The sequence below is a fragment of the Streptomyces sp. NPDC097129 genome (assembly GCF_055668065.1).
Window position 1 is genome coordinate 15,413 of sequence record NZ_JBVOQE010000021.1, and the last position, 24,389, is coordinate 39,801.

24 protein-coding genes are annotated in these 24,389 nt (G+C 72.7%); 9 read left to right on the forward strand and 15 right to left on the reverse strand.

The features are described 5' to 3' along the window. Positions 1-60: 60 nt before the first annotated feature. Together AC0B9F_RS35835 and AC0B9F_RS35840 are read right to left on the reverse strand one after the other, a co-directional pair. Positions 61-1,611 carry an FAD-binding oxidoreductase gene (locus AC0B9F_RS35835; protein ID WP_472009700.1) on the reverse strand — a complete coding sequence of 517 codons (1,551 nt, stop codon included), beginning with the start codon at positions 1,609-1,611 and terminating at the stop codon, positions 61-63. A 78-nt stretch (positions 1,612-1,689) separates the two neighbouring features. Next, entirely contained in the window at positions 1,690-1,857 is a 168-nt protein-coding gene (locus tag AC0B9F_RS35840; RefSeq protein WP_472009812.1) for a hypothetical protein, read from the reverse strand. 142 nt (positions 1,858-1,999) lie between these two features. On the opposite strand from AC0B9F_RS35840, the gene AC0B9F_RS35845 reads away from it, so the two are divergent. Beyond that, the gene (locus tag AC0B9F_RS35845) at positions 2,000-2,848 is read left to right on the forward strand and encodes an SCO4651 family lipoprotein (protein WP_472009702.1); all 849 of its coding nucleotides are present in this window, start codon (positions 2,000-2,002) and stop codon (positions 2,846-2,848) included. Positions 2,849-2,936: 88 nt separating this feature from the next. Continuing rightward, positions 2,937-3,104, forward strand: a complete 168-nt coding sequence (locus tag AC0B9F_RS35850; protein WP_472009704.1) for a hypothetical protein — start codon at positions 2,937-2,939, stop codon at positions 3,102-3,104. Between the two features lie 54 nt (positions 3,105-3,158). Here AC0B9F_RS35850 and AC0B9F_RS35855 read toward each other — a convergent pair whose 3' ends face one another. Then, positions 3,159-3,533 (reverse strand): metal-sensitive transcriptional regulator, encoded by a 375-nt coding sequence (locus AC0B9F_RS35855; RefSeq protein WP_472009706.1) that lies wholly within the window; start codon positions 3,531-3,533, stop codon positions 3,159-3,161. Positions 3,534-3,767: 234 nt separating this feature from the next. Here AC0B9F_RS35855 and AC0B9F_RS35860 point away from each other — a divergent pair, with 234 nt between their 5' ends. After that, entirely contained in the window at positions 3,768-4,388 is a 621-nt protein-coding gene (locus AC0B9F_RS35860) for a DUF47 domain-containing protein (protein WP_472009708.1), read from the forward strand. Positions 4,389-4,395: 7 nt separating this feature from the next. Continuing rightward, positions 4,396-5,394, forward strand: coding sequence for an inorganic phosphate transporter (locus AC0B9F_RS35865; protein ID WP_472009710.1), 999 nt, complete (start codon positions 4,396-4,398; stop codon positions 5,392-5,394). 839 nt (positions 5,395-6,233) lie between these two features. Here the strand turns inward: AC0B9F_RS35865 and pstB are convergent. The 11 genes from pstB to AC0B9F_RS35920 all read right to left on the reverse strand — a co-directional run bounded on the left by pstB (position 6,234) and on the right by AC0B9F_RS35920 (position 18,455). Further along, positions 6,234-7,010, reverse strand: coding sequence for a phosphate ABC transporter ATP-binding protein PstB (gene pstB, locus AC0B9F_RS35870; RefSeq protein ID WP_472009711.1), 777 nt, complete (start codon positions 7,008-7,010; stop codon positions 6,234-6,236). A 43-nt stretch (positions 7,011-7,053) separates the two neighbouring features. Then, the gene (pstA, locus tag AC0B9F_RS35875) at positions 7,054-8,118 is read right to left on the reverse strand and encodes a phosphate ABC transporter permease PstA (RefSeq protein ID WP_472009713.1); all 1,065 of its coding nucleotides are present in this window, start codon (positions 8,116-8,118) and stop codon (positions 7,054-7,056) included. After that, the gene (gene pstC, locus AC0B9F_RS35880) at positions 8,115-9,122 is read right to left on the reverse strand and encodes a phosphate ABC transporter permease subunit PstC (RefSeq protein ID WP_472009715.1); all 1,008 of its coding nucleotides are present in this window, start codon (positions 9,120-9,122) and stop codon (positions 8,115-8,117) included. Before pstC ends, pstA begins: the two co-directional genes overlap by 4 nt. Positions 9,123-9,253: 131 nt before the next feature. Continuing rightward, a complete protein-coding gene (gene pstS / locus AC0B9F_RS35885; protein WP_472009717.1) occupies positions 9,254-10,384 on the reverse strand; it encodes a phosphate ABC transporter substrate-binding protein PstS in 1,131 nt (376 codons plus the stop codon). A gap of 421 nt (positions 10,385-10,805) precedes the next feature. Beyond that, the gene (locus tag AC0B9F_RS35890) at positions 10,806-11,294 is read right to left on the reverse strand and encodes an NUDIX hydrolase (protein ID WP_472009719.1); all 489 of its coding nucleotides are present in this window, start codon (positions 11,292-11,294) and stop codon (positions 10,806-10,808) included. Positions 11,295-11,307: 13 nt separating this feature from the next. Further along, the gene (locus AC0B9F_RS35895) at positions 11,308-12,573 is read right to left on the reverse strand and encodes a CHAD domain-containing protein (protein ID WP_472009721.1); all 1,266 of its coding nucleotides are present in this window, start codon (positions 12,571-12,573) and stop codon (positions 11,308-11,310) included. After that, complete coding sequence (locus tag AC0B9F_RS35900) at positions 12,554-14,791, reverse strand: RNA degradosome polyphosphate kinase (protein WP_472009723.1); 2,238 nt, start codon at positions 14,789-14,791, stop codon at positions 12,554-12,556. Before AC0B9F_RS35900 ends, AC0B9F_RS35895 begins: the two co-directional genes overlap by 20 nt. A gap of 559 nt (positions 14,792-15,350) precedes the next feature. Continuing rightward, positions 15,351-16,178: a hypothetical protein gene (locus tag AC0B9F_RS35905; protein WP_472009725.1), complete on the reverse strand. Its 828-nt coding sequence runs from the start codon at positions 16,176-16,178 to the stop codon at positions 15,351-15,353. Continuing rightward, positions 16,175-17,179 (reverse strand): ABC transporter permease, encoded by a 1,005-nt coding sequence (locus tag AC0B9F_RS35910; RefSeq protein WP_472009727.1) that lies wholly within the window; start codon positions 17,177-17,179, stop codon positions 16,175-16,177. The genes AC0B9F_RS35905 and AC0B9F_RS35910 overlap by 4 nt, the downstream gene beginning before the upstream one ends. Then, entirely contained in the window at positions 17,176-18,063 is an 888-nt protein-coding gene (locus AC0B9F_RS35915) for an ABC transporter ATP-binding protein (RefSeq protein ID WP_472009728.1), read from the reverse strand. The genes AC0B9F_RS35910 and AC0B9F_RS35915 overlap by 4 nt, the downstream gene beginning before the upstream one ends. Then, complete coding sequence (locus AC0B9F_RS35920; RefSeq protein WP_472009730.1) at positions 18,060-18,455, reverse strand: GntR family transcriptional regulator; 396 nt, start codon at positions 18,453-18,455, stop codon at positions 18,060-18,062. The genes AC0B9F_RS35915 and AC0B9F_RS35920 overlap by 4 nt, the downstream gene beginning before the upstream one ends. Before the next feature lie 170 nt (positions 18,456-18,625). On the opposite strand from AC0B9F_RS35920, the gene AC0B9F_RS35925 reads away from it, so the two are divergent. Genes AC0B9F_RS35925 through AC0B9F_RS35945 form a run of 5 tightly spaced genes read left to right on the forward strand, consistent with a single transcriptional unit; the run spans position 18,626 to position 23,117 of the window. Then, positions 18,626-19,168, forward strand: coding sequence for an RNA polymerase sigma factor (locus tag AC0B9F_RS35925; protein WP_472009732.1), 543 nt, complete (start codon positions 18,626-18,628; stop codon positions 19,166-19,168). Continuing rightward, positions 19,165-20,007, forward strand: coding sequence for a cupin domain-containing protein (locus tag AC0B9F_RS35930; protein WP_472009734.1), 843 nt, complete (start codon positions 19,165-19,167; stop codon positions 20,005-20,007). Before AC0B9F_RS35925 ends, AC0B9F_RS35930 begins: the two co-directional genes overlap by 4 nt. Next, complete coding sequence (locus AC0B9F_RS35935) at positions 20,004-20,864, forward strand: ABC transporter ATP-binding protein (RefSeq protein WP_472009735.1); 861 nt, start codon at positions 20,004-20,006, stop codon at positions 20,862-20,864. The genes AC0B9F_RS35930 and AC0B9F_RS35935 overlap by 4 nt, the downstream gene beginning before the upstream one ends. Further along, positions 20,861-22,411, forward strand: a complete 1,551-nt coding sequence (locus AC0B9F_RS35940) for an ABC transporter permease (protein ID WP_472009737.1) — start codon at positions 20,861-20,863, stop codon at positions 22,409-22,411. The genes AC0B9F_RS35935 and AC0B9F_RS35940 overlap by 4 nt, the downstream gene beginning before the upstream one ends. Next, the gene (locus tag AC0B9F_RS35945; RefSeq protein ID WP_472009739.1) at positions 22,401-23,117 is read left to right on the forward strand and encodes an ABC transporter; all 717 of its coding nucleotides are present in this window, start codon (positions 22,401-22,403) and stop codon (positions 23,115-23,117) included. The genes AC0B9F_RS35940 and AC0B9F_RS35945 overlap by 11 nt, the downstream gene beginning before the upstream one ends. A 218-nt stretch (positions 23,118-23,335) precedes the next feature. Here AC0B9F_RS35945 and mshD read toward each other — a convergent pair whose 3' ends face one another. Then, positions 23,336-24,280 carry a mycothiol synthase gene (mshD, locus tag AC0B9F_RS35950; RefSeq protein ID WP_472009741.1) on the reverse strand — a complete coding sequence of 315 codons (945 nt, stop codon included), beginning with the start codon at positions 24,278-24,280 and terminating at the stop codon, positions 23,336-23,338. Positions 24,281-24,389 lie beyond the last annotated feature (109 nt).

The following is a 24,389-nucleotide window of genomic DNA, read 5'->3' on the forward strand; positions in this document are numbered from 1 at the left end:
GGTTTGAGGCAAGCCCCTACAGGGCCTGGGGCAAGCCTCTACAGGGCCTGAGGCAAGCCCCTACAGGGCCTGGGGGAAGGTGAAGAAGCGGTTCGGGTCGTAGGTCTTCTTCACCTGCGCCAGGCGGGCCGCGGCGTCGCCGTAGTAGGCGGTGCGCCAGTTCTTCAGCGTCGCATCGGTGTAGTTCTGGTACGCCGCACCCGAGGCGTACGGCCGCATCGCGCCGTGCGCGGTCGCGAGCCACGACTGGGACGCCGTACCGGAGGTTCCCGCACGCCAGGCCGCGATGTACTGGGCCAGCATCCGGGAGCGGCGGTGCACGAACGCGGTCGAGGCCGGGGCGACACGGTTCACCGCACCGCCCAGCGCGGTCAGCGCGAAGCTGCCGGTGCCGCCGCGGACGGACCGGATCTGCGCGAGCAGCGTCTGGATGCCGGCCGGTGACAGGGAGCGGTCGAAGAAGTCCGAGCGGGCCGCGTACGTCTCGCGGTGCAGCAGGCCCTGCGCGGAGCGGCCCGGCGTCGCGCCCGGCAGATGGCACTGCGCGTCGGCGGAGAAGGCCGAGCAGCCGGCGTAGATCTCCATCGCCTCCTCGTAGGAGCGGCGGCGCAGCGAGACGCTGGTGGCGTTCGCCCCGGCGGCGTGCGCGAGGCGGTCGACGGCGTTCTTCAACTCGCCGTAGGTGCCGAGGGAGAAGGCGGAGACGGTGACCGTCGGGGTGCCGCCGGTGTCGTTCGCCAGGTGCAGCGACGACCAGATCTCGTCCGGCTGGGAGGGGCCCCACTCCTGCCATGCCTTGACCACCGCGGCCGCCTTGGACCACGGCCAGCTCAGATACGCGGTGACGGCCTGCGGGGCGGGGTGGGTGCGGAAGTGCAGCTCGGTGACGACGCCGAAGTTGCCGTTGCCGGCGCCGCGCAGGGCCCAGAACAGGTCGGGGTGGTTCCTGGCGTCGGCGGTGAGCTGCCGTCCGTCCGCGGTGACGAGGGTGGCGGCGGTGAGGCTGTCGCAGGTCAGGCCGTAGGCGCGGGAGACCACGCCGTGGCCGCCGCCGAGGGTGAGGCCGGAGACGCCGACGGTGGGGCAGGAACCGGCGGGTATCGTCGCGCCCTTCGCGGCCAGGGCGCGGTAGACGTCGATGAGCTTGGCGCCGGCGCCGACCACGGCCGTGGTGCCGGAGGCGCGGACCTGGTTGAGCCGGGAGACGTCGAGGATCAGGCGGTTGTCGCCGGAGGACCAGCCGGCGTAGGAGTGGCCGCCGTTGCGGATCGCGACGGTGAGGCGGTGGGCGCGGGCGTAGGCGAGGGCGGTGCGGATGTCGTCGGGGTGCGCGACGTAGGCGACGGCGGTGGGCTTCAGGGTGTCGAAGCGGGTGTTGTAGAGCTGGCGGGCGGCCGTCCAGGCGGTGTCACCGGGGCGGACGAGGGTGCCGTCGAGGTCGCGGGCGAGGGCGGCGAGGCCCGCGGGGACGGAGGCGGCGGAGGCGGTCTTCAGCAGGGGGCCCGAGGTCTGGGCTGCCGCTTTCGTCGCGGTGCCGCCCGTGCAGGCGGCCGTGGTCACCGTGGCGACCGCGGCGGCCGCGGTCCCGCCGAGGAAGGTGCGCCGGTCCATGTGTTCGTCTCCGTCCCGTGGGGGTTCTGTGGGTGGGGACGGGGTGGGGGCGCGCGGGGTTCCCTCGTGGCCCCACGGTCACGGCGTGTTCGCGTGGGTCTGCGCGTCGGTGCGGGCCTGGCTTCGCGCGCGGCGCGCCGGGCCTCGCCAGCCGCAGGTGCAGCGGGCCAGGCAGAAGCGGCCTTGTTCGACGGTGGTCGTGCGGTGTTCCTGGCGGGCTGCCTCAGGACCGTCCATCTGGGTCACGTACCCACCGTAGCGGGCGGTGGGCGACGGGCCGTCAGCCGGCCAGGGCTGCGCCGCGCGCCCGTGACGGCCGCACCTACCCGTCGTTAACCGGAACGACAGGCGGCCCGCGACGGACGTACCGGCTGGGGGTAGGCAGGCGATGGCACAGCGGCGGCAGCGCCGGCGGCGCGGAGGCGGGGCACTTGCCACGGCCGGGGTCATGGTGTGCGTGTGCGCCGGAGCCGCCGGGTGTTCCGGCAGCGGGGCCGCCGCCGACGACGGGCGCGGGACGGGCGACGTCGTCGGGCTGCTCCGGCAGGCGCCGGACCGGCTGGAGGCCGCCGGGAGTTCGAAGGCGCGCACGGCGATGGAGATGGCGACCGGCGGCACCCGCGTGACGATCCGCGGTGAGGGCGTCTACGACTTCCGGCGCAGGCTCGGGGAGTTGCGGGTGGTGCTGCCGCAGGATCCGGCGGGCAGCAGTGAGCACCGGCCGATCACGGAACTGCTCGCTCCGGGTGCGCTGTTCATGAAGAACCGGGGCGCCGGGGTGCCCGCCGACAAATGGGTGCGGGTGGAGACCGCCCAGGTCTCCGACGGCAACCTGGTCACCGGCGGCGCGACCGACCCGTTCGCCACCGCCGAGGTGCTGCGCGGCACACGGACCGCGACCTATGTGGGGCGCACCGAGGTCGCGGGGACGCCGGTGCGGCACTACCGCGGCACCGCCGACCTCGCCGCGGCCGCGCGCGACGCTTCCGTCCCCGCCGACCGGGACGCGCTGCGCGCCGCGGCGAAAGGGTTCGCCACCGCGCTGGTGCCGTTCGACGTCTATCTCGACGACGCCGGCCGCATCCGCAAGATCCGGCACCGGTTCAGCTTCGTCAACGGGCAGAAGAAGGACGCCGTCGCGGTCGCCTCCACGACGCTGCTGTACGACTTCGGCGCCCCCGTCGCCGTACGGCTGCCGAGGAGTGCGGACATCTACGACGGGCGGATCGCCCAGTGACCGAGGACTAGCCCTTCCGTGCCATGCGCGGGCTGTGGGCCGCTCCCTACTCTAGGAAGCCGGTGACGGCAGAGATGAGGTGAGGCTCGTGGCTCCGCTCGGCGGTACGGCGGTTCAGGACCATGTGGCGCTCGCCGAGATAGAACTGTGCTGCGAGCTGATCATCGCCGCCTCGGCCGCCCGGGAGCGGCTCAGCATGGAGAGCATCGACGAGGTGCTGCGCGTGGCCGAGGAGCGGGACGCCCGCGACGGATGACCGGCGTGGGGTGACCGGCGGGGGTGACCGGCGCGGTCCCGCGCCGGCGCCGCCTCAGGTGCGCAGCATGCGGGCGATGGCCTGGGTGGCCTCCTTCACCTTCGCCTCGATCTCCTCGCCGCCCTTGACGGCCGCGTCGGCGACGCAGTGCCGCAGGTGCTCCTCCAGCAGTTGCAGCGCGAAGGACTGCAGCGCCTTGGTGGAGGCCGACACCTGGGTGAGTATGTCGATGCAGTACACGTCCTCGTCGACCAGGCGCTGCAGGCCGCGGATCTGGCCCTCGATGCGGCGCAGGCGCTTGAGGTGCTCGGCTTTCTGGTGGTGGTACCCGTGCACGCCGCGGTCGTGGTCGCTCACCGCGTCCGGCGTCGCGGCCGTGGTGTCCGTCTCCATGGCGGAGGGCGCACCAGCGCCTGTCTCGGTCGTCATCGCGTCCTCCCGGTGTGCTGCCCTGTGTGCCGACCCGTGTCCAGATTACGGCTATATACCCCTGGTGGGTATATGGTACCGAAGTTTGCCGGGTAGAAGGGGAAACGGCCGCCGAAGCCCCCGTGCCGATCAGTCTCCTTGATGGGCGACACTGGGGGGCGGCCCGTTAGCCGTGGCCGGATGATGCGCCTAGCATCAGCCTGACCGAAAACCGATGCATCCCGAGGACCCCACGTGCGCTTTCGTCTGACCCCCAGGGAGACGAGCTTCTACGACATGTTCGCCGCGTCCGCGGACAACATCGTCACCGGCTCGAAACTCCTGATGGAACTGCTCGGGGCGGACACTTCCGCCCGGGCCGAGATCGCAGAGCGTATGCGGGCCGCGGAACACGCGGGCGACGACGCCACGCACGCGATCTTCCACCAGCTGAACTCCTCGTTCATCACGCCGTTCGACCGCGAGGACATCTACACCCTCGCGTCCTGCCTCGACGACATCATGGACTTCATGGAGGAGGCCGTCGACCTGGTCGTCCTCTACAACGTCGAGGAGCTCCCCAAGGGCGTCGAGCAGCAGATCGAGGTGCTGGCGCGGGCCGCCGAACTCACCGCCGAGGCGATGCCGAACCTGCGGACGATGCAGAACCTGACCGAGTACTGGATCGAGGTCAACCGCCTCGAGAACCAGGCCGACCAGATCCACCGCAAGCTGCTCGCCCACCTCTTCAACGGCAAGTACGACGCGATCGAGGTGCTCAAGCTCAAGCAGATCGTGGATGTGCTGGAAGAGGCGGCGGACGCCTTCGAGCACGTGGCGAACACGGTGGAGACCATCGCCGTCAAGGAGTCCTGACCCCTCCATGGACACCTTCGCTCTGATCGTGACCGTCGCGGTCGCGCTCTTCTTCACGTACACCAACGGCTTCCACGACTCCGCGAACGCGATCGCCACCTCGGTCTCCACCCGCGCGCTCACCCCGCGGGCGGCTCTGGCGATGGCCGCGGTGATGAACCTCGCCGGCGCCTTCCTGGGGTCGGGCGTCGCCAAGACGGTCAGTGAGGGTCTGATCGAGACGCCGCAGGGTTCGACGGGGATGGGCATCCTCTTCGCGGCGCTGGTCGGCGCGATCGTCTGGAACCTGGTCACCTGGTACTACGGCCTGCCGTCGTCCTCGTCCCACGCCCTGTTCGGCGGCATGGTGGGCGCGGCGCTGGCGGGCGGCACGGACGTGCTGTGGAACGGCGTCCTCGACAAGGTCGTCATCCCGATGTTCCTGTCTCCCGTCGTCGGCCTGGTGGTGGGTTACCTGGTCATGACGGCGATCATGTGGCTGTTCCGCCGGTCCAACCCGCACAAGGCCAAGCGGGGCTTCCGGATCGCCCAGACCGTCTCGGCGGCCGGCATGGCCCTGGGTCACGGTCTGCAGGACGCCCAGAAGACGATGGGTGTCGTCGTGCTGGCGCTGGTCATTTCCGGCCATGAGACGTTCGGCGACCCGATCCCGGTCTGGGTGAAGCTCGTCTGCGCGGTGATGCTGTCCCTGGGCACGTACGCCGGTGGCTGGCGGATCATGCGCACGCTGGGCCGCAAGATCATCGAGCTGGACCCGCCGCAGGGGTTCGCGGCGGAGGCGACGGGTGCGTCGATCATGTTCACGACCGCGTTCCTCTTCAAGGCGCCGATCTCCACGACCCATGTCATCACCTCCGCGATCATGGGCGTCGGCGCGACGAAGCGGGTGAACGCCGTGCGCTGGGGCGTCGCCAAGAACATCGTGCTCGGCTGGTTCATCACCATGCCGGCCGCGGGGCTCGTCGCGGCCGCGGTCTTCGGCGTCGAGAAGCTGGCTTTCCTGTAACCACCACGCACAAACCAACGGGCCCGCCCCCGGGAGCCAGGGGGCGGGCCTTTTTGACGCCTCCCGGTGGCACCGCCATGCAGCACCGCGAGGGGTTCGGGCGGCCGGTCGGCGGGGGTGGCTGCGGTTGCGCGGGCCGCGGGGGCGGGGGTGCGGGTCGGTTTAGGTGGGCCGCTCGGCCGCGGGGGCGGCTCGGCCGCGGGGGCGGCTCGGCCGCGGGGGCGGGTCGGCCGAGGGGTGGTTCCGCCGCAGGGGTGGTTCCGCCGAGGTGGGTGGGTCGGCGGAGGTGTGCCGCTCGGCCGCAGGGTGGCTCCGCTGGGGAGGCGGCTCGGCCAAGGGGTGCTGTTCGGCCGAGCGGGCGGCTCGGCCGCTGGCCGCCACCGCACAAGTCGACGGGGCCGTCCCTGGGAGCCACGGGGCGGCCCTTTTTGGTGCTTCGCGGTGGCATCGCCATGCAGCACCGCGAGGGGTCTGGGCGGCCGGTCGGCCGGGGTGGCTGCGGGGGCCGAGGGGGTGCGGGTTGGCCGAGGGGTGCGGTCGGTTGAGGGTGGGCGGGTCGGCCGCGGGGGTGGCTCCGCCGAGGTGGGTGGGGCGGCGGAGGTGGGCCGCTCGGCCGTAGCGGTGGCTCCGCGACCGGGGGGGCGGGTCGGCCGCAGGGGTGCCGTTCAGTCGAGCGGGCGGGTCGGCTGGTGGGGGCTGTGGGCGCAAGCCGACGGGCCCGCCCCCTGGGAGTCAGGGGGCGGGCCCTTTTGGCGCCTCGCGGTGGCACCGCCATGCAGCACCGCGAGGGGTCCGAGCGGCCGGTCAGCCGGGGTGGCTGTGCGGGCCGCGGGGGTGGGTCAGCCGAAGCGGCCCGAGATGTAGTCCTCCGTGGCCTGGACCGACGGGTTGGAGAAGATGCGTTCCGTGTCGTCGATCTCGACCAGCCGGCCGGGCTGGCCGACCGCCGCCAGGTTGAAGAAGGCGGTGCGGTCCGAGACACGGGCGGCCTGCTGCATGTTGTGCGTCACGATGACGATCGTGAAGCGCTCCTTCAGCTCGCCGATCAGGTCCTCGATGGCGAGGGTGGAGATCGGGTCGAGGGCCGAGCACGGCTCGTCCATCAGCAGCACCTTCGGCTCGACCGCGATCGCGCGGGCGATGCACAGACGCTGCTGCTGACCACCGGACAGGCCCGAGCCGGGCCGGTTCAGCCGGTCCTTGACCTCGTTCCAGAGGTTCGCGCCCTTCAGCGACTTCTCGACGACGTCGTTCAGCTCGCTCTTCTTGTAGTTGCCGTTCAGACGCAGGCCCGCCGCCACGTTGTCGAAGATCGACATGGTGGGGAAGGGGTTCGGGCGCTGGAAGACCATGCCGACCTCGCGGCGCACCGCGACCGGGTCCACCCCGGTGCCGTACAGGTCCTCGTCGTCCAGCATCACCTTGCCCTCGACGCGGCCGCCGGGGGTGACCTCGTGCATGCGGTTCAGGGTGCGCAGGAACGTCGACTTGCCGCAGCCCGAGGGGCCGATGAACGCGGTCACCGAGCGCGGCTCGACGGTCATCGAGATGTCCTCGATGGCGCGGTGGGAGCCGTAGTAGGCGGACAGTCCGCTGACGTCGATTCGCTTGGCCATGATTACGTCACTTCCAGAGTTCGTCGGTCGCTGTATGGCCGCGTCAGCGACCGGTCTGCGGGGCCTTCCAGCGGGCGATGCCGCGGGCCACCAGGTTGAGGATCATCACGAAGGCGATCAGGGTCAGCGCCGCCGCCCAGGCGCGGTCGTACGCCGCGTTGGCGCCGGAGCTGTTCGCGTACTGCTGGTAGATGTACAGCGGCAGCGACGCCTGCGGGTCCTTGAACGGGTTGCCGTTGATGAAGCTGGTCTTCCACACCAGCAGCAGCACCGGGGCGGTCTCACCGGTGATGCGCGCGACCGCGAGCATCACACCGGTGGTGATGCCGCCGATCGACGTCGGCAGGACCACCTTCAGGATGGTGCGCCACTTGGGCACGCCCAGGGCGAGGGACGCCTCGCGCAGCTCGTTCGGGACGAGCTTGAGCATCTCCTCGGTGGAGCGCACGACCACCGGCATCATCAGGATCGACAGCGCGAGCGCCCCGGCGAAGCCGGAGTAGCCCATGTTCAGGATGAGGATCCAGAAGCTGAGGACGAACAGGCCGGCGACGATCGACGGGATGCCCGTCATGACGTCGACGAAGAAGGTGACGGCCGTGGCGAGCTTGCCGCGCCCGTACTCGACCAGGTAGATCGCGGTGAGGACACCGACCGGCACGGAGATCAGCGAGGCGAGGCCCACCTGCTCCAGGGTGCCGAGGATGGCGTGGTAGATGCCGCCGCCCGGCTCGGAGTCGCCGACCACGCCCATCGAGTGGGTCAGGAAGTAGACGTCGAAGACCTTCACACCGCGCTGCACGGTCGCCCAGATCAGGGACGCCAGCGGGATCACGGCCAGCAGGAAGCAGACCCAGACCAGCGCGGTCGCGATACGGTCCTTGGCCTGGCGGCGGCCCTCGATCCGGGCCGAGACGGTGAAGGTGCTCAGCACGAACAGGATCGCGGCGACCAGGCCCCACTGGACCTTGCTGTCCAGTCCGGCGGCCAGGCCGATGCCCACGGCGACGGCCAGCGAACCGGCCGCGAACGCCCACGGGGACCACTTCGGCAGACGGGCGCCCTGCAGCGAGCCCTTCTTGTCGGTGACGACGGCTGCGGTGCTCATGCGTTGGCCCCCGAGTACTCCTTGCGGCGGTTGATGATCATGCGCGCCGCGCCGTTGACCAGCAGGGTGATGACGAACAGGACCAGACCGGAGGCGATCAGCGCGTCCTGGCCCAGCTCGGTGGCCTCGCTGAACTTGCTCGCGATGTTCTGGGCGAACGTGCCGCCGCCCGGGTCGAGCAGGCTGGCCTTGATCTCGAAGGTCGGGGAGAGCACCGTGGCCACGGCCATCGTCTCGCCGAGCGCGCGGCCGAGGCCCAGCATCGACGCCGAGATCACGCCGGAGCGGCCGAAGGGCAGCACGGACATCCGGATGACCTCCCAGCGCGTGGCACCGAGGGCGAGCGCCGCCTCCTCGTGCATGCGCGGGGTCTGCCGGAAGACCTCACGGCTGACGTTGGTGATGATCGGCAGGATCATGATCGCGAGCAGGATGCCCACGGTGAGCAGCGAGCGCGCGGCGCCGCCCTGCCAGGAGAAGACGCCGGTCCAGCCCAGGTAGTCGTCCAGCCAGCTGTACAGGCCGCTCAGGTGGGGGACCAGGATCAGGGCGCCCCACAGGCCGTACACGATGGACGGCACCGCGGCGAGCAGGTCGACCACGTAGCCGATGGGGCCGCTCAGGCGGCGCGGCGCGTAGTGCGTGAGGAACAGCGCGATGCCCACCGCGACCGGGACCGCGAGGGCCATGGCGATGACCGAGGAGACCACCGTGCCGAAGGCCAGCACAGCGATGCCGAAGACCGGCGGGTTGACGTTGGTGTTCCAGTCGAACGTGGTGAGGAAGTTCCCGTCGTCCTTGCTGATCGCGAGGCACGCGCGGTAGGTCAGGAAGACCGCGATCGCGGCCATGACCACCAGCAGGAAGATGCCGGATCCACGGGAGAGGCCGAGGAAGATCCGGTCGCCGGGGCGGGTGGCGCCGCGGGCTGCGCGCTTGATGTCGGCAGCGGGGCGCTCGGGCGTGGGAGGAGGTGCGTCTGTGGTCTGCGTCGATATGTTCATCGGGTTCTCCGGTCTGCGGAGCCGCGCGGGTGGGGGCGGCTCGGTGAGGTCGTACGTCACGTACGGCCCCGGGCGGCGGTGCACCGGACGGTGCGGCCCGGATCCGGGTGGGAGCCGGGCCGCACGCTCGTTTAGCTCAGGCCCTCGATGGTGGTGCGGACCTTGGAGATGATCTCGGCGGGGATGGGGGCGTAGGAGTTCTGCGACAGGACCTTCTGGCCGTCCTCGGAGGCGATGTAGCGCAGGAAGGACTTGGTGCCGGCGAGGGTGTCCGACTTGTTGCCCTTGTCGCAGGCGATCTCGTAGGTGACGAGGGTCAGCGGGTAGGCGCCGGCCTCGGTCGGGTTGTAGTTCAGCTTCAGCGAAAGGTCCTGGCCGGTGCCGACGACCTTGGCGGAGGCGATCGCCTTGGAGGCGTTGTCCGCGGTGGCCTTCGCCGGCTCGGCGGCGGCGGTCTTCAGGTCGACGGTCTTGAGGCCGTCGGAGGCGTAGGACAGCTCGAAGTACGAGATCGCGCCGGAGGTCTGCTTGACCTGCGCGGCGAGGCCGGAGGAGCCCTGCGCGGCCTGGCCGCCCTTGGCCTGCCACGCCTTGCCGCCGGAGTACGGCCAGTCGGTCTTGGCCTGGCTGATCAGGTACTTGGTGAAGTTGTCGGTGGTGCCGGACTCGTCCGAGCGGTGGAACGCCTGGATCTTGAGGTCGGGCAGCTTGGCGTTCGGGTTGAGCGCCGCGATCGCCTTGTCGTTCCAGTTGCTGATCTTGCCGTCGAAGATCTTGGCGATCGTCGGGGCGTCCAGGACGAGGCTGTCCACACCCGGCACGTTGAAGCCGAGGGCGATGGGGCCGCCGACCATGGGCAGGTCGATGGCCTGACCGCCGGAGCAGACCTTCTTGGACTCGGCGACCTGCTCGGGCTTCAGCGCGGAGTCCGAGCCGGCGAACGCGGTCTGGCCCTGCAGGAACGCGGTGATACCCGCGCCCGAGCCGGTCGGGTTGTAGTTGACCTGCACGCCGGGGCAGGCCTGCGTGAACTGCTTCACCCAGGCGTCGATCGCGTTCTTCTGCGCGGTCGAGCCGGACGCCTGCAGCTGGCCCTTGGCGTCGTCACACTTGATGTTGCCGGCCGCCGCGGACGTCGAGGCCCCGCCGCCGCTCGACTTGCTGCCCGTGTCGTCGGAGCCGCACGCCGTGAGGGCCAGGGCGCCGGAGACGGCGAGTGCGCCGAGGGCGAGGGCCCGCCGGTTCATGCGCTGAAGCTTCACTGAGGAAATTCCTTCCAGGAGCCGCCGTCCTGAATTCGGCGGCGTGCGTGGTTGCTGCGAAGCCGGGGTCGAGCGGACGCGTCCCCCCAGATCGCGTCCACACCGGGTAAGGCCGAAATTAGGCAGAACAGGTGAAGCCGCCGAAGGGCGTAAATGAACGGGGGGTGAACCCCTCGGGACGGTGTGGTTAGGTCACGGAACGCTTACGTCGAGGACACGGCCGGATTCCGGGACAAGCGGTACGGATGGTGACGGTGGGGCTACTGAGGGCCGCGGTGGGCGGCTGCGAAGTGACTGTGAAGCGGCCGTGAAGCGGCTGTGACGACGGGCCGGGGGCGGGCCGGGGTTCCGGCGGTCGCCGGGCGGGTGGGGTCGGCTCGCGCCGCGGACCGTCTCGGCCTGTGCCGGCCGCCGCGCCCGACTATGCCAGGCGCAGGGCCTGGAGCAGCGCGTCGACGAGCGTGCGGTCCCTCGGCTGGGTGAGGCGGGCGCGGGCCGCCGCGGGAGACAGCCAGAGGACGCGGTCGACCTCGTCGGTGGGCGTGAAGGCGCCCTGGACGGCCTCGGCCGCCCAGTAGCGGACCCGCTTGGGGCGGCCGTTCGCCAGGTAGCGCTGGGTGGGCAGCTCGGCGCCGGGCGCGGCGGTGTGGCCGGTCTCCTCCAGGGTTTCGCGCAGGGCGCCGGCCAGGTCGTCCTCGGCGCGCTTGAGCTTGCCCTTCGGGAAGGACCAGTCGTCGTACTTCGGCCGGTGGATCAGGCACAGCTCCAGCTCACCGCCGAGCGGGGACCGGCGCCACAGGACACAGCCGGCGGCCAGGACGACGGGGCCGTTCGCGGGGGGCGCGGGCGGCCCGGGCGATGTGGGGGGTGTCGGGGGTGTCGGGGGTGGCGTCGGGGGTGTCGGGTGCATGGCCTGGTGCTCCTTAAGGGAGTCCTACGGCTTCTTTCGCCCAGGTCCGCTGGAACGCGTACCGGGCCGCTTCCACCTCGTGCCGCTGGTCGGCGTGCAGGACGCCGAGGGCGTACGCCGTCGCCGGGGCGATCCGCGGGGTGCGGGCCGCCCGGGCCGCCGCGGCCGCCGCCTCCGAGGCGTCCCGGTGCCGGTCCAGGGCCTGCCCGGCCTGCAGCAGCCGTGCATGCGGCGCCCGGTCGCCGCCGAGCAGCGCCTCCTGGGCGTAGCGGTGCAGGCGCAGCAGCAGGCGGACCTGGTGCCAGGGCGCGTCCTGCGGGTGCGGGGAGGGCGGGTCCGGCGACAGACCGTGCACCAGCGCCTCGGCGTTGTACGGGCTGCCCGCGGTCACCAGCGGCAGCGCGGCCACCGCGTCGGTCAGCCGCTCCCGTGCCGCCTCGGCCAGCGGGCGCAGGTCGGCCGCCGGGGAGACGAGCGGGACCTCGCTGGCGAGCACGGCGACCTTGTCGGCGACCGCGTGGAAACGGGCCGAGCCGAGGGCCTGCAGCGCGGTGGAGTGCGCCCGGGTCCGGGCCAGCGTCAGCTGACGGTCCAGCAGGGCGCCCGCCTTGGCCGCGCCGACGGTGAGCTGGCCGCGTTCGGCCGCCGTCGACTGGTGGGCGGCGACGGACTGCGCGGGGACCGCCGTCGCGCCCGACAGCCGGTGCAGCGCCGTCAGGAGCCGCTCCAGGCGGGCCTCGCAGGCGTGCTCGAGGGCCAGGGTGCCGGAGACCCAGGCCAGTTCGGGGCGCATCTCCTCCGACCAGTCGGCGTCCAGGACCGGGCGGAAGGTGTGCAGGCTGCCACTGATACGGCGGGCCGCGCGCCGCAGCGCGCGGGCCGCGTCGACGGCCGTGTGCGGTGGCTCGTCCGTCCTCGCGCCGTGGGCGGTGCCGGGGGTTCTGGTCCCGTTGGTCGTGCGCGGCGCCCCGTCCCCGCCGGCCGTGCCGGGCGTTCTGCCCGCGTTCGGCCTTCCTCCGGTCGCCGTCGCGCCGGTCCTTGTTCCGTTCGTCGTCGCGCCGGTCCTTGTTCCGTTCGTCGTCCCGCCGGTCCTTGTCCCGTTCGTCGTCCCGCCCGTCTCCCGGTGCAGGCGCAGCGCCCTGAGGAACTCCGTTGCCTGGGCCCGGAGGTAGCCTGCGAGCGCGTCCCCGGTGGGGGCCCCTCCCTGTTCGAGCGCAGCCGAGAGCTCGGGGGACGGCCCGGCGGTGGGGTCCGTCAGGTCATGGTGTTGCTGTGCCACGCCGGCGCCTCCGGGCGTCTATGAGCATCTCCTGGACGTTGCGCAGGGGCCCGCCGTCCGCGTCGGTCGCGTGCCGGGTCCACTCGCCGTCCGCGCCCAGGTGCCAGGACGCGGTGCCGTCGGACATGCCGGTCTCCAGCAGCCGGTTCAGCGCGGCCCGGTGACCGGGGTCGACGACCCGCACGAGGGCCTCGATACGGCGGTCGAGGTTGCGGTGCATCATGTCGGCGCTGCCGAACCACACCTCCGGCTCGCCGCCGTTGCCGAAGGCGAAGACGCGGGAGTGCTCCAGGAAGCGGCCGAGTATGGAACGGACCCGGACGTTCTCCGACAGGCCCGCGACGCCCGGGCGGATCGCGCAGATGCCGCGCACCCAGATGTCGACCGGGACGCCGGCCTGCGAGGCGCGGTAGAGGGCGTCGATGATCGCCTCGTCGACCATCGAGTTGACCTTGATGCGCACGAAGGCCGGGCGGCCCGCGCGGTGGTGCTGGATCTCCCTGTCGATACGGGAGATCAGGCCGTCGCGCAGCGACTTCGGCGCGACGAGCAGACGGCGGTAGGTCTCCCGGCGGGAGTAGCCGGAGAGACGGTTGAACAGGTCCGACAGGTCCGCGCCGACCTGCGGGTCCGCGGTGAGCAGGCCCAGGTCCTCGTACAGGCGGGCGGTCTTGGGGTGGTAGTTGCCCGTGCCGACGTGGCTGTAGCGGCGCAGCATCTCGCCTTCCTGGCGGACCACGAGAGACAGCTTGCAGTGCGTCTTGAGGCCGACGAGGCCGTAGACGACATGGCAGCCGGCCTCCTCCAGCTTGCGCGCCCACTTGATGTTGGCGTGCTCGTCGAAACGGGCCTTGATCTCCACCAGGACCAGGACCTGCTTGCCGGACTCGGCGGCGTCGATGAGCGCGTCCACTATCGGGGAGTCGCCCGAGGTGCGGTACAGCGTCTGCTTGATCGCCAGTACGTCCGGGTCCTGCGCCGCCTGCTCCAGGAACGCCTGCACGGAGGTGGAGAAGCTGTCGTAGGGGTGGTGCAGGAGGACGTCGCGCTGGCGCAGCGCCGCGAAGATGTCGGGGGCCGACGCCGATTCCACCTCGGCCAGGTCGCGGTGGGTGCCCGCGATGAACTTCGGGTACTTCAGCTCCGGGCGGTCCAGGCTGTGGATGCGGAACAGGCCGGTGAGGTCCAGGGGGCCGGGGAGCGGGTACACCTCCGCCTCGGAGATCTTCAGCTCGCGGACCAGCAGGTCGAGGACCTCGCGGTCGATGGACTCCTCCACCTCCAGGCGGACGGGCGGGCCGAAGCGGCGCCGCATGAGCTCCTTCTCCAGGGCCTGGAGGAGGTTCTCGGCGTCGTCCTCCTCCACCTCGAGGTCCTCGTTGCGGGTGAGGCGGAAGGCGTGGTGCTCCAGCACCTCCATGCCCGGGAACAGCTCCTCCAGGTGCGCCGCGATGACGTCCTCGATGGGGACGTAACGGCCCGGGGAGGCCTCCAGGAAGCGGGAGAGCAGCGGGGGGACCTTGACGCGGGCGAAGTGGCGGTGGCCGCTGACCGGGTTGCGGACGACGACCGCGAGGTTGAGGCTCAGGCCGGAGATGTAGGGGAACGGGTGCGCCGGGTCGACCGCGAGGGGGGTGAGGACCGGGAAGATCTGGTGCCGGAACAGGGTGAACAGGCGGGCCTGCTCCTTCTCCGCCAGTTCGCTCCAGCGGACCAGGTGGATGCCCTCGTCGGCGAGCGCCGGGGCCACGTCCTCGTGGAAGCACGCCGCGTGCCGCGCCATCAGCTCGCGCGAGCGGGCCCAGATCATCTCCAGCACCTCGCGGGGCTGCAGGCCCGAGGCGGAGCGGGTGGCCACGCCGGTCGCGATACGGCGCTTCAGTCCCGCGACGCGGACCATGAAGAACTCGTCGAGGTTGCTCGCGAAGATCGCCAGGAAGTTGGTGCGCTCGAGGAGGGGGGTGTTCGGGTCCTCGGCGAGTTCCAGGACCCGTTCGTTGAAGGCCAGCCAGCTGCGTTCGCGGTCCAGGAAGCGGCCCTGCGGGAGCGTGGCGCCGAGCCGGCCGTCCTGGGCCTCCTCGTACGCGTCCAGGTCCGCGTCGAGGTCGGGATCGAGGTCGGAGACAGGGGCGGACACCGTGGGGGGGCGGTGCGCGGCGATGGAGCCCACGGAGGGCTGCGCTGGCTGGAGCTTGTCCTGCGTCTCTGACTGGCTCATGGACCCATTCTTCCGCGCCGGAAGGGTGACGGGCGCGTCGGAAAGTCCGACGGCGGGCTTCATTGAGCGAGGGTCGCAAGCTCGTCTGAATCGATGGTTACGGGGACATGACGTGAGGGTGCCTGGGGGGACTCCGGCGGTTGTTCGTGTGGGGTGCCTGCGGCGTCGGGGCGTGTGTCGGGTGCGGGTGCCTGCGGCGCCGGGTGCCTGCGGCGCTGGGTCGTCGTTTGTCTGCGGGTTCGTTGTGGCTGGTCGCGCCCACGCGGCGGAGCCGCATATCGACACAGCCCCGCGCCCCTTTGATGCCTGCGGCGGCCCGTTGCTGCCGGTGGGCGGTTGCTGTCGCGCCTGCGGTGCGTTGTGGGGCGGGGCCGGGGTGGGGGGTGTCCGTCCTCGGTCCGGCCGGCCGTTTCCGACGCGCTCGCTGTTGGTCGGTGCCGGCCGCTGCGGGCGGACACCCCCCACCCCGGCCCCTGCCCGCCGTACGCGGGTGCACCGACGTCGTGGCGGGTGCCGACGATGTGTACGTCCCTCCCCCCGAAGGGACGTACGGGGAGGCTCAGGCCGTTCGGCGGTGCAGCAGTGTGAAGGATGTCGCGGTCGCCGTCGCGGCCAGGGCCAGGACGATGCCGCACTCCACGAGCTGAAGCGGCCAGTAGTGAGACTCGGGGTGGAAGACGACGTAATAGCCGTCCGCGTTCCGTCCGCTGGTCAGCTCCCAGGCGTGTTCGGGGAGGTCGGCGGGGTGCGCGGTCGTGCGGGTCAGTGCGGGCCACAGGTCGGCCCGGTATGTCTCCAGGGTGATCGCGAGCAGCCACATCACGGCGACGGAGACGCCGAGGGCCGGCAGTGCGCGGCGGAGGAGGAGCGCGGTGAGGGTGCCCACGGCCAGGGCGCACAGGGCGTACGCCACCGCCGTCGGGCCGCGGGTCAGGAAGAGGGCCTGGGTGTACCAGTCGTCGGGGGCCATCAGGTCCCGGTTGGCGGCCCAGCCCCAGTGGAAGAGCGTGACGAGCACGGTGAGCCCGGCGGTGAGCGTGAGCGCGGGCAGGGCCAGCTTGGCCGTCAGCCAGCGGGTCGGGGTGACGCCCTGGGTCCACGCCAGGTGCGCCGTGCCGGACTCCAGCTCGCGGCCGATGAGCGCGCCGCCCGCGTGGGCCGCCACGAGGAGGAAGGCGTAGCCGATGAGGAGGGCGGCCATGCCCGTGTCGCCCGCGTAGGGGGACGAGAAGGTGTCGCAGTAGTCCTGTGCGCAGTGGGTCTGTGCGGTGCGGGTGTCGTCCGCCGTGACCTGGTTCAGCCACAGGGTCCAGACGGCGAGAGCGAGGACCAGGGCGATCCATACGGCCGTCGCCGCTCGGTGCACGCGCAGGAGCGTGGTGGTCATACGGCGGCTGCCTTGCGGCCCGTGATGCGGCGCAGGGCCACGTACGCGGCTGCGGTGAGCAGCGCGGTCAGGGCGAGGGTCAGGGCCGTCGTGGTCAGTTGCAGGGGCCAGTAGTGGGAGGCCGGGTGGTAGGTGTGGAAGTGGCCGACCGCGTCGAGTTGCTCGTACCGGGCCCGGCAGCCGGGGTAGGCGGTGCCGCCGCAGCCGGGGTCGGCGATGTGCCGGCCGGTGGAGGTGACCAGGCCCTCGTCGACGTACAGGACGTCGCCGAGGAGGTCGGCGTTGTGCAGGTCGGTGGTGTGGGTGACCGTGGGCCACAGGTGGGGCATGGCCTGGTCGGCGATCGTGCGGACGGCGAGGGCGAGGGCCATGCCGAGCATCAGGGCCGGCAGGGTGCGTTGCCACAGGAGGCCCGCGAGGGCGCCGGCGGCCAGACCGGCCAGGGCGAAGGCGACCGTGGTGGGGCCGTTGGCGTGCAGGGTGGTGCTGTCGAACCAGGCCTCGGCGGTGTCGATACGGCCCACGGCCGCCGTCCAGGCCAGGCGGTGCAGGGCGACGAGCAGGCCGGTGCCGGCGGTGATCAGGACGGCCGGCAGGGCGAGGCGGCCGGTCAGCCAGCGGGTCGGGGTGATCCCCTGCGTCCAGGTCAGACGGGCTGTTCCGGACTCCAGCTCGCGGCCGACGAGGGCGGCGCCGGACCAGGCGGCCACCACGAAGGGGACCGCCGTGACCGCGATGGTCGTGTACAGGTAGAGCGACTTGTAGCGCAGGATCGCCGGCTGGTCGTACGTGCAGGACTCGGTGTGGCACGCGTTCCACTGGCGCCAGGCGGCCGCTGCCGCGTCGGTCGCCGGGCCGTACAGCCACAGCAGGGCGGCGGCCGTCGCCAGCACCAGCGCCGCCCAGGTGAGCAGGGCCGGGCGGTGCAGGCGCAGGAGCCAGTGCAGGTGGCGGGGCGCGTGCGTCTTGTGGGTCGGGGCGGGCAGGGGCAGGGCGCTCATGCGGTGGCCTCCTGGGGGAGCGCCGGTGCTTCGGGGTTGCGCAGATGGGCCAGGACCAGTTCCTCCAGGGTCGGCGCCGAGGTGCGCCAGTGGGTGGGGAGCGGGGCGCCCGGGCGAAGGAGGGCGGTGAGCTGGCGGCCGGTGGTGCGGGACTCCACGACGGTGTGCTCGCTCAGGTCGGCGCTGTCGGCGGGGGCGCTCACGCGCGCGTGGGCTTCCAGCAGGGCGTCGATGTCGCCGGACAGGCGGACCTTGCCGCCGCCGAGCAGGAGGAGGTGGTCGCAGGAGTCCTCCAGTTCGGCGACGACGTGCGAGGACATCGCGATCGTCGTCCCGTACTGCGCGGCCTGCGCCATGAGCGTGCCCATCAGTTCGTGCCGGGCGAGAGGGTCGAGGTCGGCCATCGGCTCGTCCAGCAGGAGCAGCTCGGGGCGCTTGCCCAGGGCCAGGGCGAGGGCGACGCGGGTGCGCTGGCCCCCGGAGAGCGAGCGGACCCTGGACCGGGGGTCGAGGTCGCCCGCCGCCACGACGTGTGCGGCGGTGGCCGCGTCCCAGCGGGCCGGGTTCAGGTCGGCGCCCATACGCAGCGTCTCCGCGACGGTGAGCTGCGGGTACAGGGGCTTGTCCTGGGCGACGTAGCCCACACGCGCGCGTGCCGAGGCGGGGCCGGTGCCGAGTACGGTGATCCGGCCCTCGGTCGGCGTGGTGAGCCCGGCGGCCAGGGCGAGGAGCGTGGACTTGCCCGCGCCGTTGGGGCCGACGATGGCCGAGACGCGTCCGGCGGGCAGGCGCAGCGCGCAGTCGCGCAGCGCCCAGCGGGCGCGGCCCGGACGCCGGCCGAAGCGCTTGCCGAGGCCGGTGGCCTCGAGGGCCGGGTCGGTCATGGACGTTCTCCCTGTTCTCCCGGGAAGTGCTGGTCGAGGACGGCGGTGAGGAGCGCGGCCACGTCGTCCCGTTCCAGTCCGGCGGTACGGGCCCGCTCGGCCCACTCCTCCAGCTCCGCGCGGAGCGGGGAGTCGGCCGGGGCGGTGCCCAGCGAGCGCCGTACGAAGGTGCCGAGGCCGCGGCGCGCCTCGACCAGTCCCTCGCGCTCCAGCTCGCGGTAGGCCTTCAGGACGGTGTTGGGGTTGATGGCGGTGGCCTCCACGACCTCGCGGGCCGTGGGCAGCTTGTCGCCGGGGCGCAGCAGGCCCAGGCGCAGGGCCTGTTTCGTCTGCTGCACGATCTGGACGTAGGTGGCCACGCCGCTGTGCCGGTCGATGCGGTACTCGACCACTCCACCAACCACCCTTTCACTAATTGAGTAGTGAAAGGGTGGTGCAAGGGGTGGGGCAAAGTCAACTCGGCCGTCGGGACGCCGGTGATCGTGACGGTGGCCGCCGAGCGGCTGGAAAAGTCGTCGCCGGCCGCGTGAACCGATCGGCGGGGGTCGTCCGATGAGGAGATGTGAGCGAAACGGAAAGCGACGGGGAGCTGCTGCGGGCCATCGCGGCAGACGGGGACCGTCACGCCTTCGAGGAGCTGTACCGGCGGTACGCGCCGTGGCTGACCGCGCGCATGCGCAGCCGCTGCGCCGACGCCGGAATAGTCGACGACGTCGTACAGGAGACGTTCCTCGCGGTGTGGCGGGGCAGCGCCCGCTATCGCGAGGAGGGCGACGTCGCCGGGTGGCTGTGGCGCATCGGCGCGCGGCGCCTGGTCGACGCGCTGCGCGGGGACGGCGCGCGCGGCCGGCTGCGGCAGGCGCTCGCCCGGCTGCGGCACCGGGACGAGGTGTCCGCGGAGGAGCGCGTGCTCGCAGGGGTGGAGCACGGGGATCTCGCGGGCGCGCTCACCAGACTGTCGCCCGAGTTGCGTGCCGTGCTACAGGCCACGGTCATCGACGGGCTCAGCACCCGGGAGGCGGCCGTCGTGCTCGGCATTCCGCCCGGCACGGTCAAGACGCGGGCGATGCGCGCCCGCAAGCAACTGCGGGAGGCGCTGGCATGACGTGGCATGTGGCCGAGGACGACCTGCGCGCCTACGGGCGCGGCGAGCTGGAGCCGCCGCTGCTGTGGTCGGCGGACACGCATCTCACGGCGTGTGCCGAGTGCCGCGCCCGGCTCGCGACCGTCACCGAGCCCGTCGCCCTGGACCTGGGCTGGGAGCGGCTGGACGCCGAGCTGGACGCGCCACGGCCCGGGCTGTGCGAGCGGCTGCTCGTGCGGTGCGGGGTGGCCGACCACACCGCGCGGCTGCTCGCCGCCACCCCGGTGCTGCGCCGCTCCTGGCTGCTGGCGCTGGTGTTCGTGCTGGCGGCGACCGTGGTGATGGTGCACGCGGCTGGTTCCCTCGCCTTCTTCCTCGCCCTGGCGCCACTGCTGCCGCTGGCCGCGGTCGCGCTGTCCTACGGCCCCGTCCTGGACCTGACGTACGAGATGGCCGTCGTCGCCCCGATGCACGGCTTCCGGCTGCTGATGCTGCGCACGGTCGCCGTGCTGTCCGGCAGCCTCGTGCTCAACGGCGTGGCCACGCTCGCCCTGCCGGAGTACGGACTACGCGCGCTGGCCTGGCTGCTGCCCGCCCTCGCCCTGACCACCACCGGGCTCACCCTGACCCCGCGCCTCGGGCCGGTGCTCGCACCCGCGCTGGTCGGCGGCGTCTGGGTCGGGATGCTCGCCGTGGCCAGAGCGCTGAACCACGGGACGCTCGCCCCCTTCACCCTCCTCGGGCAGCTCGCCGCCGCCGTGATCGCCGCCGGCGCCGGCTGGCTGCTGACCCGGCTGCGGGACCGCTTCGACACGACCTCGGCGCACGCGCCGTTCACCACCTACGGGAGTGCCGTATGACCACCACCGTCTCCGCCTCGGGGCTGACCCTCCGCTACGGCGGCACCCGCGCCCTGGACGACGTCTCGCTCAGCCTCGCCCCCGGCGTCACCGGGCTGCTCGGGCCCAACGGCGCAGGGAAGACCACCCTGTTGCGGGTGCTGGCCACCGCGGTCCCCGCCGACCGGGGCTCCTTCAGCGCCCTCGGCCACGACCCGGCCACGGCCGCCGGCCGGCAGCGGCTGCGCCGCGAGCTGGGCTACCTGCCGCAGAACCCCGGCTTCCACCCGGACTTCACGGCCTTCGAGTTCGTCGACTACGTGGCGATCCTGAAGGAACTCACCGACCGCGCCGCGCGCCACCGCGAGGTGCGCCGGGTCCTGGACGCCGTCGACCTGTCCGACGTGCGCGGCCGGCGCATGAAGCGGCTGTCCGGAGGGATGCGGCAGCGGGTCGCCCTGGCCGCCGCGCTCGTCGGCGACCCCGGCTTCCTGGTGCTGGACGAGCCGACCGTCGGCCTCGACCCGGAACAGCGCATGCGGTTCCGCGAACTGATCGCGCGGGCCGGCGAGGGGCGGACAGTGCTGCTGTCCACCCACCAGACCGAGGACGTGGCGATGCTGTGCCACCGGGTGATCGTCCTGGCCGGCGGACGCGTCCGCTTCGAGGGCAGCCCCGCCGAGCTGACCGCACGGGCGGCCGGCCGGGTGTGGAGCAGCGCCGACCGCGACCCCGGCGCCCGCGCCGGCTGGCGCACCGGCACCGGCGCCCACCGCAACATCGGCGACCCGCCAAAGGGCGCCGACCTGCTCGAACCCACCCTGGAGGACGGCTACCTCCTCGCCCTCGACGACCGGGCCGCGGAGGTGGCGGCATGAGCGCGACGATCACCTCGCCGGCGCCCGAGGTCACCGGCCCGGAGCACACCACCCGCCCCTGGCGGGCCGCTCTCGCCCTGGCCCGCTTCGAGGCCCGTGAACTGCTGCTGTACATCCCGGTGTCCGTGTTCCTGCTGCTGTACACCGGCTACACGCTCTGGCAGTTGTTCTTCCACCGTGACGGCATGGACGGCTACCCGGTCCTCCAGGACGTCGACCGCGCCACGCAGACCGGCCCGCTGCTCGTCGCCATCGCCGTGTTCCTGTGCGTCAACCGTGCCGCGCTGCGCTCCCACCGGAGCGGCACCGACCGGCACTTCGCCGTGCTGCCCGTCCCGCCCTGGCAGCGCACCCTCGCCCACGCCCTGTCCGTCGTACCGGTCGCGGCCGTCGTCGCCCTCGTCGTCACCGCCGAGTTCACGGTGGCGGCGCTGCGTCCGGGTGCGGTCGGGCACGGTTCGCTCGCCGAGCTGGCGGTCGGCCCGCTGTCAGTGCTGCTGGCCGGGGTCTTCGGTGTGCTGCTCGCCCGGCTGGTGCGCTCCTCCTTCCCCGCGCCGCTGTTCGTCATCGGTCTGTACGTCCTCGTGACCGTCGTCGCCGTCGCCGCGGACGGTTCGGACCCCCACGGGCTCAACTGGCTGTCCCCGGTCCTCGACGAGACCGGCGGCAACCCGGTCCCCTCCGACCTGCTGGGCCGCCCGGCCGGCTGGCACGCCCTGTATCTGACCGGGCTGACGGTGCTGCTGCTGTGCGCCGCGCTGCTGCGCAGCGGGCTGCGCGGCCGGTCGCTGGGCGCGCTCACCGCGATGGCCGTCGCCGCCACCGGCGCGGGCATCGCCGGCCAGTCCACCGGCGACGCGCACGAGGTCCTCGCGGCCCGTACGACGGCCTCGGTCCACCCGGAGCGGGTCCAGCGGTGCGTCCCGCACGGCACGAACAGGTACTGCGCCTTCCCGGAGTGGACGGGCCGCACCGCCGACTGGGCCACCGAAGCCGACCGGGTCCAGCAGCTCGCGGGCGGCGACGCCGAGCACCGCAGACTGACGGTCCGCCAGCGGCTCGAAGCACGCTACGGGCTGACGTCGGACTCCGCGCTCGCCCCGCTGACCGGGCCGGGCCAGGTGACCGTCGGCACGCGCTGGGGCGGCAACCGCGTTCCCGAGTTCGCCGTCGGTGTCGCCTCGGTGCTGGTGGCCGGGGACGAGAAGGCCGCGAGCGGCATGTGCGACGCCCGCACGGTGACGGTGATGTGGCTGGCCCTGGCCGCCCAGCCGGACCCGATGACCGCGCTGCGCGACGTCCGGCTCGACGACAGCGTGACGGGCCCCGCGGTCGCCAACAGCACCACCGACCCGGTGGCCATGAGCGCCGCGCAGACCGATGTCGTCCGGGAACTGCTGGCCAAGCCGCGCACCCGGGTCGCGGCCTCGGTCAAGACCCACTGGTCCGAGCTGACCTCATCGAAGACGACGCTGGCACGCGTCGCCGAGCTGCTGGGCGTACCGGCCCCGGCGAAGGAGAAGGACGGTGACTCCTGTGACCTCTGAGACTGTGGCGCCGGGAACTGCCGGCGCCCCGACCGGTCGGCGTGCCGCTCTCGGCACCCTGCTGTCGGCCACCGCCCGGACCCTGCCCCGGGCCCCGCTCGCCGCGGGCGCCGCGCTCGGACTGTGCACGGCCGCCCTCCCGCGCCTGCTGTCCGGAGGCCCCGCCGACCCCTGGCTGAGCCTGACATTGCTTCGCGTGGCCGCCGTAAGCCTCGGACTCGGCCTGGCCTTCCTCCTGGACGATCCGGCCCGGCGTACGACGGAGACCGTGCCGACGGGGCGGGCGCTGCGGGCCTGCCTACGGCTGGCGTTGACGGCCCCGCTCACGGCGCTGTGGTGGACGGCGGCCCTGCTGCTCAGCCCGGCCGACGCGCGGCCCCCGCTGGCGGAGACCACGCTGGAAGCCGTCACCCTGGCCACGCTGGCCCTCGCCCTCGCGGCCCTCGCCGTGCGCCGCAGCACCGAGCCGGAGCCCGGACGGGCCGCGGCGGCGGGACTGCTCGCGCTGGCCGTGCTCGCCGCGCTGCTGCCGGACCGCTGGGGACTGTTCGTGGCACAGGGCAGCCCGCACTGGGCCGGCGCCCACGACCGGTGGGCGGTGCTGCTCGCGGTGACGGTGGCGGTCTGGGGACTGTCCATACCGGAGCCGCTGCACGGTGGACGGATACGCCCCCGACGGATACGCCCCCGCCCGTCGGGTGCCTGAGCCGCCCCCGCCGAGCTTGAGCCGCCCCCACCGGGAGCCTTTGCCGCCCCCGCCGGGAGCCTCTGCCGCGCCCACCGGGCCTGAGCCGCGCCCACCGGGCCTGAGCCGCCCCCACCGGGAGCCTCTGCCGCCCCCACCGGGAGCCTGAGCCACCCCCGCTGAGAGCCTGAGCCGCTGCCGGGCCCCTTGGAGGGGCAAGACGCTGGGGCGGGCCGCTGTCAGGTCTCCGTGCGGTACATCAGGTCCGTCTCGTACGTGGTGAAGCCCATCCGCTCGTAGACGGACACGGCCGCCTTGTTGTCGGCGTCGACGTACAGCATGGCCGTGGGCAGGCCCTGGGCCGCCAGGTGGCGCAGGCCGATGACCGTGAGCGCCTTGCCGAGGCCGCCGCCCTGGTTGCCGGGGGCGACGCCGAGGACGTAGATCTCGCCGAGCTGTTCCTCGGCGTGGACCTTCGTCCAGTGGAAGCCGACGAGTTCGCGCCCCTGAGCGCCGGTGCTCTCCCGCTCGGCGAGGAAGAAGCCCGCCGGGTCGAACCAGGGCTCCGTCTTGCGGGCGTCGAGGTCCCGCTGGGTGAGGGAGCCCTGCTCGGGATGGTGGGCGAAGGCGGCGGCGTTGACGGCGAGCCACGCGGTGTCGTCCTGGCCGGGCACGAAGGTGCGCACGGTCACGCCCTCGGGCAGCACCGGGTCGGGCAGGCCGAGGTCGGTCAGCGGGCGCCGCATCTGACGCAGTTCGCGGAACAGGGTCAGACCGAGGACCTGCGCGAGGTGCCGGGCGGCGGAGTGCCCGCCGTGCGCCCACACCCGCAGCCGCTTGCCGGACGCGGCGAGCAGGGCGGAGCCGAGTGCCCGCCCGTGTCCGTGGCCGCGGTGGGCGGGATGCACGACCAGCTCGGCGGCCGGCGCCTCGACGGGGTCGGTGTCCTCCAGCTGGGCGTAGCCGACGAGTTCGCCGTCCACGGTGAGCAGCAGATGCGAGACGCCCTCGCGTTCGCCGTCGCGCAGCTGGAGCCGGCCCTGCTCGGACACCGCCTGCTGGCCGTCCGAGCGGAAGGCCTCCGTGAGCAGACCGAGGACCGCCTCGGTCTGCTCCTCGGAGAGCGCGGCGTGGGTCTCGATGGATCGGGCGCCGGGGAGCCGTGCGGTGTCGTCGCTGGTCATGCGTACGAGGGTAAGGGGAGCGGCCCGCAAAGTGGGGACAAAGGCGAGGGCAAAGGGAAACCAGGATGTAACCCCGAACCCCCTGTCGCGCTACGCGCGTTGACCCTAG